Origin of the sequence: Streptomyces lothianensis (assembly GCF_047779955.1) — a bacterium.
Classification (GTDB): Bacteria; Actinomycetota; Actinomycetes; order Streptomycetales; family Streptomycetaceae; genus Streptomyces.
This window is the reverse complement of the sequence record NZ_JBLMKT010000004.1, coordinates 1-13,615: the sequence shown is the minus strand read 5'-3', so window position 1 is coordinate 13,615 and position 13,615 is coordinate 1. Positions and strand designations below refer to the sequence as shown.

10 protein-coding genes are annotated in these 13,615 nt (G+C 73.9%); all 10 read right to left on the bottom strand.

The window, feature by feature from the left end:
* Nucleotides 1-120: 120 nt before the first annotated feature.
* Entirely contained in the window at nucleotides 121-3,630 is a 3,510-nt protein-coding gene (locus ACLF6P_RS00145; protein ID WP_415947158.1) for a condensation domain-containing protein, read from the bottom strand.
* A 284-nt stretch (nucleotides 3,631-3,914) separates the two neighbouring features.
* Nucleotides 3,915-4,739: a 4'-phosphopantetheinyl transferase family protein gene (locus ACLF6P_RS00140; protein ID WP_415947156.1), complete on the bottom strand. Its 825-nt coding sequence runs from the start codon at nucleotides 4,737-4,739 to the stop codon at nucleotides 3,915-3,917.
* A 3-nt stretch (nucleotides 4,740-4,742) separates the two neighbouring features.
* Nucleotides 4,743-6,638 (bottom strand): acyl-CoA dehydrogenase, encoded by a 1,896-nt coding sequence (locus tag ACLF6P_RS00135; protein WP_415947154.1) that lies wholly within the window; start codon nucleotides 6,636-6,638, stop codon nucleotides 4,743-4,745.
* A gap of 247 nt (nucleotides 6,639-6,885) precedes the next feature.
* Nucleotides 6,886-7,854: an aromatase/cyclase gene (locus ACLF6P_RS00130; RefSeq protein ID WP_415947152.1), complete on the bottom strand. Its 969-nt coding sequence runs from the start codon at nucleotides 7,852-7,854 to the stop codon at nucleotides 6,886-6,888.
* A 130-nt stretch (nucleotides 7,855-7,984) separates the two neighbouring features.
* Nucleotides 7,985-8,791: a 4'-phosphopantetheinyl transferase family protein gene (locus ACLF6P_RS00125; RefSeq protein WP_415947151.1), complete on the bottom strand. Its 807-nt coding sequence runs from the start codon at nucleotides 8,789-8,791 to the stop codon at nucleotides 7,985-7,987.
* The gene (locus ACLF6P_RS00120) at nucleotides 8,788-10,749 is read right to left on the bottom strand and encodes a beta-ketoacyl [acyl carrier protein] synthase domain-containing protein (protein ID WP_415947149.1); all 1,962 of its coding nucleotides are present in this window, start codon (nucleotides 10,747-10,749) and stop codon (nucleotides 8,788-8,790) included. Before ACLF6P_RS00120 ends, ACLF6P_RS00125 begins: the two co-directional genes overlap by 4 nt.
* A 16-nt stretch (nucleotides 10,750-10,765) precedes the next feature.
* Nucleotides 10,766-11,551 (bottom strand): acyl carrier protein, encoded by a 786-nt coding sequence (locus tag ACLF6P_RS00115; protein WP_415947148.1) that lies wholly within the window; start codon nucleotides 11,549-11,551, stop codon nucleotides 10,766-10,768.
* A gap of 150 nt (nucleotides 11,552-11,701) precedes the next feature.
* Nucleotides 11,702-12,559: an AfsR/SARP family transcriptional regulator gene (locus ACLF6P_RS00110; RefSeq protein ID WP_415947146.1), complete on the bottom strand. Its 858-nt coding sequence runs from the start codon at nucleotides 12,557-12,559 to the stop codon at nucleotides 11,702-11,704.
* A 195-nt stretch (nucleotides 12,560-12,754) separates the two neighbouring features.
* Nucleotides 12,755-13,405, bottom strand: coding sequence for a ScbR family autoregulator-binding transcription factor (locus ACLF6P_RS00105; protein WP_415947144.1), 651 nt, complete (start codon nucleotides 13,403-13,405; stop codon nucleotides 12,755-12,757).
* A gap of 88 nt (nucleotides 13,406-13,493) precedes the next feature.
* Nucleotides 13,494-13,615 (bottom strand): carboxyl transferase domain-containing protein (locus ACLF6P_RS00100; RefSeq protein ID WP_415947159.1); only part of this gene is annotated, 122 nt, incomplete at its 5' end.

The window sequence follows — 13,615 nt, the reverse complement described above, 5'->3', positions numbered from 1 at the left end:
TCCGAAACCGGCCACCCCCACCGCAACCTCCAGCACCCCTCCAGCACCCCTCGAACTCCCGCACCTGGCGTTCCGTGTTCCGGCCCCGGAAGCACGACGACATCGCCGCCGGCGGCGGGATCAGGGATTGCCGGGGCGACGGGCCTCGCGGTCCAGCAGAAGCGCGAACTCGCGTACGGAGTCATCGCCGCCTCCCGCTCCGAGTACGACCGCCGGCGGGCGGACGCCGTCCGCCGCGACCAGGCGGGCCGTCTCGTACGCGCCTGCCCCTCCCCCCGAGAAGGCGCCGAGGGCCAGCAGCCGCCCCTCGGCCGCCAACGGACGCAAGGCCTCGTACCAGGCGCGGGCCCCTCCGAGCGCCGGGCGCAGCAGGATCAGCGCCTCCGGCCCCGCGTACAGCCGGGCGAGCCGGGCGTACCAGGAGCTGGGCGCGTCCGGTGAGGGCACCAGGCAGATCACCCCGCCCGAGCCGGACCGCAGGGTGACGAACGCGGCTCCCGGGTCCGTCGCGCCGGACAGGGCGTCGAGGAACCGGGCGACGGTCGTGACGTCGTCGGCCCGGTCGGGGAGTTCGCGCAGCAGGCGGGCGCAGTGCGCCAGCAGGCCGGTGGCGTCGGCGAGCCGGGCGCGTTCGTGGTCGACGGTCAGGACCAGGCCGCCCGTCTCGTCGTGGTGCGAGACGAGCGTGACCGGAAACGCGGTCGCGGCGCCCGTCGTCTCGGGGGGCTCGACGCGAATGCCGAGCGCGGCGAGCGAGGGCTCGAGGACATCATGGGGACGGAGCCGGCTTTCGAAGACGAGCAGGCTGTCACAGACGGGCGCGGCGGAGGCGGACGGCCCGGAACCCGCATCCGCATCCGCATCCGCATCCGATCCCGTACCCGTCCAGCCGTGGATCTGCCCCGCCGATACCCACTCGTACGACGCCAGGTCGATGGCCTGGTCGCGCAGGCGGGCCAGGAGTTCGGGCACGGTGGCGTCGGGGTCGACTTCGACCGAGACGGGCACCGGGTTGCGCAGGGCTCCGGGCAGGTGCTCCACGCCGTCGAGCGGGATGCCCCGGCCCGAGACGGCGACATTGAACCGCACCGGCATCCGCCCCACGGCCCCCGTGGCCTGGTACAGCAGCAGCGCCCATGCGGCCTGGAGCACCCCGCTCTCCGTGGCACCCCAGCGGGCCGCCCACGCGCTGAGGCGTGCCGCTTGGGCGGTGCCGAGCCGCAACCGGATACGGCCGTTCCCGTTCCCGTTCCCGGCCCCGGTCCGGGTGCTGGTGCAGGTCCAGGTCCCAGGTGCCTCGGCGGCGGGTTCGGCGGCGGTCACCAGGGAGGCGGCGGCGCCCGGTACGGGCGCGGCGCGCAGCCAGAAGTCCCGTGCGGCGGTGAGGTCCTGGCCTGCGAGCCAGTGCGCGTGGTCACGCAGATCGGGGCGCCGGTCGCCGCCGGGGAGCGTGCCGCCCGCGAGATAGGCGCGGTAGAACTGCTCCAGGAGCAGGCGCACGCTCCAGGTGTCGAGGAGCGCGTGGTGGTAGGTGAGCAGCACGCGGGTGGACGGCACAGGCACGTCGTCCGGGTCGGCGGGCGGACCGTGGACGAGGGTGATCCGCAGGGGGCCCGGAGAGCGCGGGTCGAGGCCGCGCCGTCGGTCGCCCCGGAGGATGTCGGGCCACGGGGGATCCGTGTGGAACAGCCGTACGACCTCGGGTACGACCCGGTCGTGGATGAGGACGCGGGGTGCGGGGGACGCCTGCGGCGCCCCGGCACCGTAAGACCCGTAAGTCCCGGAGGGTTCGCACGGCTCGAAGCGCTCGAAGGACGACCTCAGTACCGCCTCGTGGTCGAACACGGACTGCCAGGCCGCCGTGAACCGCACCACGTCCAGCGGCCCGTGCCAGGTCCAGCTGAGCTGCTCGATCTGACGACCGGTGCCGGGGTGCGCATCGGCGTCGGCGAGGAGTTCGCGCTGCAGCGGGCTCGCGGCGACGGAGCGCGTGGACGCGGCGGGCGGTGGGCCCGCCGCGCCCGCCGCGCATTCCTCCAGGACACTGCGCAGGACGTCGAGGAGGCGGTCGGCCGATTCCTCGGTGACGCCGTCGTGGGGGGCGGGCAGCCAGTCGAGCCCGATGCGCAGCCGGCCCGCGCGGACGCGTGCGGTGAGGTCGAGCGCGTAGGGAACGGAGGGCTGGGGCGGCGCGGGAACGTCGGGCGTGAATCGCGCCAGTACGGGCACGAGTTCACGTAGGACGAGCCGGAGGGCGGGGTCGGCCGCGTGCTCCCGGCACGCGCCGAACGAGGCTCGGCCGACGGCGGCGAGGCGACGAGCAACCCGGTCGATGACGTCCATGGCATCGCCGTCGTGGGCGTCTTCGCGCGCGTCTTCGTGGGCGTCTTCGCGCGCATCTCCACGGGCACCGTCGAGCAGATCGAGCAGGACGGGTTCGGTCTCCGCGAGCGGCCCGACGGTACGGGCGAGGGCAGGGCTGTCCTGGCGTCCGTCGGTGTGGACGTCGAAGGACGCGTGCCCGGTACCGCGCCAGCGGGCGAGGGCCAGACCCACGGCTCCGGTGAGCAGTTGGGCCGGGGTGAGGCCGAGGCGGCGGGGCAGGATGCCGGTCAGACGCGCGGTGGCCGCCTTGGTCAGGGCGAAGCCGGGGTGCCGGGTGGGGGTGGCGTCGGAGAGGGGGGCTCGGGGGCGGAACGCAAAGGCGGCGGCGCGGTCTTCGGCGACGGTGCGCCAGCGGCTGGTGGCGGCGGGGTCGGCGGCGACGGCGTCCATCGAGGCGACCCAGTCGGTGTACCGCACGCTTTCGGCGACTGCGGCGCCTGCGGCGACCGCGTCGCCGGACCGGAGCAGAAGACCTTCGAGGTCGGCGCGGAGAGTGCCCATCGAGGCGGAGTCGACGACGAGTTCATGGGCGACGAGCGCGAGTCGGCGCCGCCCGCGCAGGAGTACGGCAGCCAGGCCGCGTCCGTTGGCAGGGTCGAGACGACGGCCCGCGTCGGCGACGGCCTCCGCCTCCCGGGCCCGGGGCACGTCGGCGACGGTGCACACGGGCCCGTACGCGGACGCTGGCGGGACGGCGTGGATGGCGCCGCAGCCCTCCGTGTCGATGCGGGCGCCGAGCAGAGGGTGGCACCGGACGAGTTCCCGCAGGGCGCTGCCCACCCGCGCCGGGTCGAGCGGCTCGGCCACGTCCAGCAGAACCACGGGATGGGTTCCGGGCGGGTCCTCGCGCCGCCGCAGGAGGGCCAGCTGGGCGGGACCGAGCGGGGCGCCGGGCCTGGCGGGGGAGGTGAGCAGGTCCGCGACGAGCCCGGCCGGAAACGTACCGCCGTCGGCCGCGCCGCCCACAGCCTCCGCCACGTGCAGGAGGTGGTGGTCGGTACCGACCCGCTGCAGCCGATGCTCCCAGCGCCGCCCCCCGGCGGCCGCATGCTCCAGGACGGCCGCGACACGCCCCGCGGCCAGCGGCCCCCGCAACTCCAGTACGGGCGGGGTGTCGTAGGGCGGCGCCCCGGGACCGACCACGACGGCCGTCGCCGCACCACACCGCTCACCGCCACGGCCGACGCCACCGGGCCCCGCGTCCTCGCCCGCCCGACGGGCCCCGGCGTCACGGTCGTCGTTCATCGGCATCGGTATCGGCATCGACACGTCGGGGCGGTCGTGGCCCCCTCCCCCTCTCACGTCCCGGTGCGACCGGCTGCCATCGGCCCGAGGCCCGGTCCTGTACGCGGGTGCACCGCTCCCGGACATCTTCCCGGCACGGTAGTGGCAAGCGCGCGAGGTGCCGTTTTCCTCCAGCGGCCCTGGAGCGCACCCCTGGCGGCTCTCGGCCCGGGACGGGCAGGGCCCCGGCCTCGGCAGACCTCGCGGCCCCTCGATCGGCCCCGTGGCCGCCCCCGGCGGCCCCCTCAGCCCAGCAGCTCCGCGACGGCTCCCATGAGGCCCTCGTCGAGCATCGTGCGCAGGGCTGTGTCGCGGGAGGTGTCCAGGCCCATGTCCTGGCAGGCGACGCTCAGCAGATAGCGGTCCAGGGCCCGGTGGGTGGCGAACGTCCACTCTCCCTGACCGGCCGCCGGCGTGCCGTCGGGTGCGAGCAACCGGGCTCCGTCGACGCTGAACCCGAACTCGGTGAAGCCCATCCGCAGCCCCTGCCCGAGTGCCTTGCTGTAGGCCTCCTTGAGGGTCCACAGCCTCAGCATCTCGGCGTCCCTGGCCTCCGCGGGCAGTGCTTCGAAGGCGCGCAGTTCGGCCGGGGTGCACAGGTGCGGGCTCAGCAGCCGGAAGTCCAGCCCCCGTCCCAGCGGTTCGGTGTCGACACCGATGCGGCCGTTCCGGCTGACGCCGACCGCGATCAGGTCCTCGGCGTGGGTGAGGCTGACATCGATCTGGTCGAGTCCGCGCAGGTACGGCCGTCCGCCGATCCGGTACGAGAGATCGAGCCCGCCCGGATCGGTGTCGAGCGCGGCCGCGGCGGTGTACTTCACGGCGAGCCGGGACGCGACGAACCGGTGCCGGAGGGTCGGGTCGGTGGTGTGGCGGTAGCGCTGCCAGTCGCGGCCGAGCAGCGGACGCAGCGACGGGTCGGTGAGGGCCGCCGGGATCCACTCGCCCCAGGTGGTGTGTACGACGGCGGTGCCGGTACGTTCCACGGCGTCGCGTACGTGGTGCCAGGGACCGGCGGGCCCGTGGACATGCACGGGCGGCGGGAGGAGAACGGACACGGAGTCGTCCATGGCTCACCCTCCGAGGGGTACGGCGTCGAGGTCGTAGGACACTCCCGCCCGGAAGCGGACCACCAGCTCGTCGAGAACGGCACCCGCGGGCCCGCCGAAGCTCCCGAGGCCCGCCTCCTCGCCGCCCGGAATCCCCAGCCGCCCCCCGAGCCGCTCCAGGGCGAGCACCGCCCAGGCCGGGTCGGAGAGAAACGGGTCGCTGCCGTCCTGGCCCTCCCACGTGCCGAGGACCGCGGCGGCCGCGGCGACCAGGCAGTAGCGGTCGCAGAGGGCGCACACGGCGGGGTCGTCGAGCGGGCTGGCGCCGAACGGAGGCAGCCGGCAACACGCCTCGCGCAGGGCCCGCAGCTCGGTCACGAAACCCCGGGCCAGCCCGGCGAGACGGGCGATGAGACCGCCGACGCCCCGCGCCGCGTCCAGCCGGGCGGCCGAGGCGACGAGCGAGGCGGCCATGGGATCCCCGCCGCCGGAGATGCCGAGCAGCCGGTAGTCGAGCGCGGGCAGTTCGCCACCCGGACCGGTATCCGAACCAGCACCCGGACCAGCGCCGGAATCGGCACCCGACCCGGCACCCGACCCGGCACCCGTACGGAACAGCCCCGGCGAGGGCTCCTCCTCCACGAACCACGAACGCTCGGCCAGCGCCCGCAGCTGCGGCACGATCACCGACTGGCAGGAGGCCGTGCCGGCGTGACCGAGGCCGACCGCGGGCAGATCCCGTACCAGCTTGGCGAAGGCGCCGTACCGCGCGTCGGCGCGCTCGTGCACGTGCGCCCCGAGCACCGTCGCGAGCTCCTCCGTCCCCTCCCGCAGCAGGCCGGGTACGACGTACTTGGTGGCGGCGGCGAGCAGATGCGCACAGTCGGGCAGCAGGCTCAGCGCCCGCAGCGCGGCGCGCGCCATCGCATCGCAGACCAGCAGGTCGGCGAAGACCCCGGCGAGCGGCTTGTGCCGCAGGGCGTCGACCGGACGGGTCCGGTCGGCGGTCGCGGCACGCACGGCGGAGTGGAGGACGGTGCCCGCCGCCGCCGTCACGGTGCCGCAGATCAGGCTCCGGTTGACCTGGTAGGTACGCAGGGCCAGGGAGAGGCCCTCGCCGTACCGTCCGACCAGCGCGTCCTCGGACACGGGGCTGTCGGCGAACCGCAGCCCCGCCAGCCGCACGCCCCGCATGCCGGGCAGCCGGACGCGGGGCAGCCGGTGCACGGTGCCCGGGACGAACTGCTCGGGGTCGAGGAGCAGGACGGTGTGGCCGCGCGGTCCGCGGGCCGGGTCGGTACGGGCGTACGCGACCAGGGACTGGGCCCGCGTCGCGTTGATGATCACGTCCTTGCGCCCGTTCAGCAGGTACCCGTTTGGCCGTCTGGTCGCGGAGAGCTCGCCCCGCGTGAACACGTTGGCGTGCGCGAGTTCGTGGAACACGATCGCGCACCGGCCACCGGCCAGCAGCTGCCCCGCGAGCCGTTCACGCTGGGCCGCCGTGCCCGCCGCCCAGACCGCGGAGGCGGCGAAGAGCGAGGCGAGGCCGAAGCCGATGCCGAGCGCCACATCACGGCGGAAGACCGGCCGCAGCACCTGGGCGAGCAGATCGGCACGGTGGAAACGGCCGCCGAACTCGGTGGGGACGAACTCGGCCGTGAGGCCTGCCCGGGTCAGCAGATCCTCGGTCTCCTCGGGCGGCACGGCCCGCTCGTCGGCGCGCAGCAGGCTCCGCAGGCCGTGCGGGTTGGCGGGCTCGTACGGATCCCCGAGCAGCGCTTCGAGGCGAGCGGCCCGCACACGGGCGCGGGAGTCCCACGAGCCGGCTGCGAGGTCGGCCCGAACGCCGGACCGGGCATGAGCACGGTCCGTCCCGACGGTCGTCGTGGCCATGTCGGCGGTGCTCAACTCCTTGTTCATGGACGTACGCCCCTCCCCCGCCCGCACTGAAGATCCTCTACGCAACGGCTCGCGCTCCACTGGGACGCCGCTCAAGCCCCACCCGGCCTGCCTGGCACCTCCCCGAGCTCTCCGAGCAGGGGGTACCCCGGCCTCCTGCGGTGTGACCGCGTCCGGGGACAGGGTCCGAGGCCGGCAAGGAATGGACCGGAACGGAACAGGACGGAACAGGACGGAATGGAACGGAAAAAGGAAAGAAATGAACGGCTCAGGCCACGTGGATCATGTCGACGGCGGTCTCGGCGTGGCGGCGGGCGAGGTCGAGGACCGCCAGGGAGTGCCGCCCCAGGGCCTCGCGCACATGGCGGCGGGCCAGGGCGAGATCGGCGCCGGGGCCGAGCACGCGGGCGATGGCCTCGTCGCCGACGACGACGCTGTGCTGGGCGACGACCGTGACGCCGCGGGTGTCCGGCACCACCTGCCACTCCCCCGTGTGCGCGGCCACCAGCTCCGCCGTGAGGGTCTGCTTGTGGACGATGCGGCCCGCGTGCGGGAAGCAGACCCGTACCGACTCCGTCGTGTGCACCGCCCCGTCGGCGCCCCGCGTGTCCATCGCCATCCGCTGCACCCCGGGCTCCTCCTCGACGAGGGCGACCCGCTCCACGTGCGGGACGGGCCCGGCCCAGTCCTCCGCGCGGTACAGGAAGTCGTGTACCAGTTCGGCAGGACCCTTGATCCGGACCTCGTCCTGGAAGGACAGGACGAGCTCGTCCAGGACCGACCAGCGCTGCGCGAGGTACTGGATCCGCTCCAGGCACGACCGGCTCTCGGCCTCGAGGACCCGCGCGACCGTCGCCCCGCTCCCGGGCCGGTCGTCCGCCAGGGTGAACTCGTGTTCCAGGACCAGTCGGCAGGCGGCCGACCCGCGTTCCTCCACCTGCCACGTCCCCCGCAGGCTGCGAAGCGGCGGCCGCGGGTCGATCAGGCGGTACGCGACCCGGCGGGCCACCGGGTCCTGGGCGCGCCGCGAGAACCACGAACGAGTACGGCCGTCCACGACCGACCACATCCGCAGCCGTTCGTCCCGCCCGTCGAGCTCGAGGCGCTCGACATGGACGACGGGAGGAAGGAACAACGGCCAGCGCTCGGCGTCCGCGATCAGTCCGTAGACGACCCCGGCCGGGGCGGCCACGTCGATCGACCACTCCCCTCGGTGCGCACGCTCACCCGAAGCCATGACGGACTCCTCCTCCTGCGGCTCGTCGGCAATTCCCTCACCGTGGTGCGCACCGCTGGAGAAGCCGTCGAGAAGCGCTGGAGAAACGGCAGAGACCGCAGAACCGCCCACCCGCCGTACGGCGCCCTCCTCACAGAAGAGCCGGCGCCGCCCCCGGAATCGCCAGCACCTGCGGGAAGGACCGGGCCCAGGGGAAGCCGTGGTGCAGCTCCAGCATCGGCTCCTCGCCGTCGTCCACCATGACGGCGACGGCGGCCAGCACGCCCGGAACCGGCTCCAGTTCCAAAAAACGCCACCGCCACGCGACATCGTCGTCGGGCGGCCGGAATCCCAGCACGCCGCAGTCCTCGGCCAGTTCGAAGGAGAACGTGTCGAAGGGCAGCCCCAGCCCCAGGCCCCGTGCCTTGGAGTACGCCTCCTTCAGCGTCCACAGGCGCAGGATCCGTACGTTCCTGGCCCGGCCGGACTCCGCCCGCGCCACCCACTGCCGTTCCTCGGGCGCGAAGGTCTCCACGATCGTGTCGAACCCCTGAGGGCCTCGGTCGAGCCGCTCGACGTCCACGCCGATGCGGTTGCGGCGTACCAGACCCAGCAGGTTGTGCCCGCCGGCGTGGGACAGGTTGAAGTCCAGCTCGGCGCCGCCGCGCGGCAGCCCGCCCGCCGGTTTCTGCAGGAAGGGCCGGCCGCGTGAGGAGCGCCAGATGACCGACTCACGCTCCGGAATCCCGCATTCGAGGGCCAGGACGCGTCGCACGAGCACGTGCGAGACGAGGTACTGGCGCCGGTCGCGCTCGAACAGGAACTGCTCGGCGATCTCCCGCTCGTGCTCGTCCAGCCAGTGCGCGGCAAGGGTGGCGGCGGTCCCCGGCGCCAGCTCGTCGTCCGGGCAGAACCACAGCTTGACCGTCCGGGTCGCCGTTTCCACGGCAGTGCTCATGCTCGCCACACCCGGGGTGCGGGCCCGTCCAGCCACAGCGGCCGGCGCAGGAACACCGAGGCGGGCAGGGCCGCGGCGTGGTGACGGCCGCTGGAGGAACCGCCTTCCACCGCAACCCAGTCGATCTCCACGCCGGACAGCCACAGTCCGGTCAGCTGCTCGACGTGCCCGCTCCGCCACAGCGCGGCCAGGTAGTCGGCCGTCTCGGGCAGGGCGCTGAGGCCGAGCGGATCGCCGCGCCCCTCGCGCAGATCCATGATGCCGTGGCCCTCGCCTTCGTCCCCGTCCTCGCCCCCGTCCTCGCCCCCGCCCTCGTCCACGAACCGTCGCAGCGCCGCCACGAGCTGGGGAACGTCCCGCACACGCAGGGCGACACGACAGGGATGAGTGGAGCGTACGGCGCGCAACGCGCGGGCCAGCGCGGGCAGGTTCACGGCGGCCGGGCCGGACGCCGGGCCCGGGGCGCCGTCCAGCCAGGTGGCCAGCTGTTCCGCGGACGCGACAAGGTGGCGGGGGGTGGGCGCGGACAGCAGGACATGCTCGTCCCGCTCCACCGCGTCCTCCACGGCACCCCGCGCGGCGGGTTCGAGCAGCGCCGCGACGGCCGCCCGGGCCTCGCGCGGCACGAACTCCTCCACGACCACGTGGGCCCGAAGCCCATCGGCACGCCCGGCACCCGCGCCCTCGGTGAAGGCGACGACGGCGCGCCGGGGCCCCTGCCACGGCCGTGCCTCGCCTTCGCCCCCGTCCTCTTCCCGTACGGGAGCGAGGACGCCGTGCCGCAGTTGCAAAACGGCTGAGGTCAAGGCGGCGATTCCGGTGGCGGCCCCGGCGTCGCCGATCCGGCGCACGGTGGAGTCACGGCTCTCGCGCAGCCCGAACTCCCCGGTGGCACGTACGGATCCGCCTGCCGAGGTTGCGCGGATCACGGCGTGCACCTGGTCGCCGTCGGCCAGCGCGCGCCCGAGCGGCTTGAGCACCACCGCACCCACGCCTTCACCCGCGCCCGCCCGTGCGCGCGACGCGTGCAGGAGCAGCTCCACGGCACCGGCCACGGCCACCGCGCACTCGCCGCGCCGCAGTGCCTGAACCGCGTGGTGGACGGCGACGAGCCCGGAGGACCAGCTGGTGTCGACGGCCTGGGCGGGGCCGCTCAGGCCGAGCTGCGCGCAGACCCGGCCGGCGATACCCCAGTGGCCGCTGCGGGGCGTTCCACGACCACCGCGTGCCCAGGACTCGGCGGCGAGGAGGGCGTAGTCGGCGGAGGAGGCGCCCACGAACACACCGACGGACCGCCGCTGACCCTCGGGTCCGGTGCAGGCGTCGAGCCGTGCACCGGTGCGGCCGGCGTCCTCCAGCGCCTTCCACGCCGTCTCCAGGAACAGTCGTTCCTGGGGGTCCATCAGACCGCCCTCGGCCTCGGTGAGCCCGAAGAACTCGGGGTCGAACTCGTCGACGGCATCCAGGAAGTGTCCGTGTCGCCCGCCGCCGAGGAGGTGACCTCCCGGGCGGGCGGACGGCCCCTCTGTCGAGGTGTCACGCCCCTCGCTCAGGTTCCGCCAGAAGGCGTCGAGGTCCCCCGCCTGCGGATAGCGTCCGGCCATACCGACAACGGCGACGGCTTCGGCGTCGGTGCGGGAGTCGGGGTGGATGTCGGTGCCTGGGCCGGTGCGGGTGCCTGGGCCGGTGCGGGTCTCGGGGCCGGTGCGGGTTTCGGCGACCGCCCTGAAATCAGCCACCTCAGCGGCCCGCACAGCCTCCATGGCCTCAGCGGCCTCAACGACTTCGGCGGGCTCGACGGCCACCTCGGCCACCCCAGCCACCTCGGGCGCCTTCGTCGGCTCGCCCGGCTCACCCGGACCGACCTCGCCGGCCGCGAGCGCGCCGAGCAGCTGCGAGGCGCTCCCCCGGTCCAGGGAGCCTTCCTTGTACCGGGTCAGGATCTCTCGTATGTCCATGGTGCGGCGGACTCCCTCAGCCACGTCGCGACAGCAGGGCGAACGCCTCGTCGACGGTGAGCAGGTCGTCGCGTACGGCGTCGAGGGCGGCCTCGACGTCCAGCCGCGCGGGCCCCGGGCTCGTCAGCCGGGCGATGTGCGCAGCAAGGGCGGCCGGGCTGGGGTGGTCGTAGAGGGCACCACTGCGCTGCTGGGTGCCGTAGATGCGGTTGACGGCCGCCACGAACTCCGCGCCGATGATGGAGTCGACGCCGAGCACGTTGAAGCCGGCGTGCGCGTCGATGTCCCAGGGGTCGCAGCACAGGATGCGCGCGAGCTCCTCGGTGAGCACGTCGAGCACCTCACGGCCGGGGCCCTCGGCGGACCGCGCAGCGGCCGCGGAAGCCGCTGCGGCCACAGGGGCCACAGGGGCCACAGGGGCCACAGGGGCCACAGGGGCCACAGGGGCCGCCCGTAGCTCACGGGCCACGTGCCGGGAGAAGGACAGCGGCGTGGGGTGGTCCGGCAGCGAGGCGGTCCTGATGCGTGTCCCGTACCGGGCGTTGACGCCCGCCACGAACTCCACGGCCAGCAGGGAGTCGAGGCCCAGGGAGCGGAAGGACTGGCGGGGGTCGATCTTCTCGGGCTTCAGCAGGAGCACATCCGCGAGGACCGGCACGACGTCGGCCACGGGCGCGGCGGAAGCGGCGGGATAGTCGGCATGGGCGGCATGGGCGGCATGGGCGGGGGCGAGGGAAGGCGGGGCGGGAGCGGCGACGGCACGGGCCGCCACCGTAGCGGGAGGCCGGCGGTCACTGAGCATGGCGATACTCCAAGGTTCCGTCCGGCGCCGGGACATGGTCACCGGGACGTGGTCAGGCGGTGGTGGGGGGCGGCTGTTCGCCGCCGGGCTCGGCGGCGACGCGGAAGCAGGCCCCGGATCACCGGGCCAAAGGGGGGGCGGGGGCGGTGGTCAGCCGACCCGGGCCACGCGATCCGCGCCGCCGACGGCGGCGAACGCCGGGGATGCCGATGCCGGGGCGTCCTGGGCGAGTTCAGGGGCGGTCATGAGGATGGAGCGCTGGAGGCGCCGAAGCCCCGCCGACGGCTCCAGGCCGAGCTCGCGGACCAGGGCGCGACGCAGGCGCTGGTATACCTCCAGGGCCTCGGTGCGCCGACCGGACCGGTGCAGCGCCAGCATGAACTGGCCGTGCAGCGTCTCGTGGGTGCGGTGCCTGCTGACGAGGACGGACAGTTCACCGAGGAGCTCCCGGTGGCGGCCCAGTCGCAGATCGGCCTCGATGCGCTGGTCCAGCGCGCACAGCCGGGTCTCCTCCAGGCGCCGGATCTCCATCGAGAGCTGCGCCCCGGCCTGTACGTCGGCGAGCGCGGCCCCGCTCCACAGCGACAGGGCCTCGCGCAGCTGCCGTGCCGCGCCGGGGAAGTCACCGGCGTCCATGGCCCGGTAGCCCAGACCGGCGAGGCGCTCGAACTCGCGGACGTCACTGGAACCGCCCGAGGTGTTCAGCAGGTACCCGCCGGGCACGGTGACGAGGACGTCCTTGGCGGTTCGCGGCGGCGCGTCCTCGGCGTCGTCCACGAGGGCTGCGGTGATCATCTCCCGTAGCTGCAGGACGTAGGTCTGCAGCGTGGCGCGGGCGCTGCGCGGCGGCGTCGCACCCCACAACTCCTCGGTCAGCGAGGAGACGTGGACTACCTGGTCGGCGTGGAGCGCGAGCAGGGCGAGCACCTGACGCGGCTTGGGCGCCGTGGGTGTGATCGAGGCTCTGTTCTCCCGGACGGCCAGTCCGCCCAGTACAGAGATGTCCATGGCGTCTCCCCTATGCGCGCATGAGATGGTCACTTGGGTATACCGAGTAAAAAACAGCACGGATGGTTTGTCAATTAAAAACCGTCCACGCTGTTTTGAAAATCGGACCCCCTAGCGCCACCAAAACCGATGAAAACGGGCATACGGGCAGCGCCCGCCCCAGACACCTGCTCTAAAACAGCACGCAGGGTTTCTTCAGGAACGCGATGCGACTCCGGCCCCCGGCCCGGCTCCCCGCCCGGCCGCGGACACCATCGGCACCCCACCGCCGCTCAGCCGAGGCAGCATCAGATCCCAGAAACGCGTGACCGTCTCGCCCCCCAGCCATGACCGGTCCCGGCCGCCGAGCACCTCGAAGCCCACGGTCGCCGCCACAACCGCCTCCGCGGCCCCTCGCGTCGACACGCCGTCGGCGAGCAGCGCCTCCCCCTCCGCGCGGGCCAGTGCGGCCTCGATCCAGGCCTGCCACTGCCGGCGCAGATCGACGCCGCCGACGACGTCGCTCCCGTCCGGGCGACCGCACAACGCGAACCCGGCCCGTACGACGACGTCGTCGGCAAGCCGTCGCACCAGACCGTGCGTGGCGTCGACCAGCATCTGCAGAGGATCGGCTGCGCCCTCCGCCTGCTCGGTCATCCGCGTCACGGCCTCCGCGGCCTCCTGCTGGACGGCCTCGGCCAGTGCGCCCTTGCTCTCGAAGTGGAAATGCAGCGCCCCGTTGCTCACCCCCGCCCGCCTGCTGATCGTGGAGATCGAAGCACGAGCGAACCCCTGCTCGGCGAACACCTCGGCGGCCGCGCGAATCAGCGCCTGCCGGGTCCGGGCCGCTCGCTCCTGCTTGACCATCACGTGCCTCCTGGCGCGCCGGGACGGCGACGGTCGCCGACGACTGCCGCCCACGCCCACCGCTCATCACTTACTTCGCTTGCATCACTTACTGGGGTGGGTTGCCGTGCTTGCGCGAGGGCAGGTCGGCGTGTTTGGTGCGGAGCATCTCGAGGGAGGAGATCAGGACGGACCTGGTCTCGGCGGGGTCGATGACGTCGTCGACGAGGC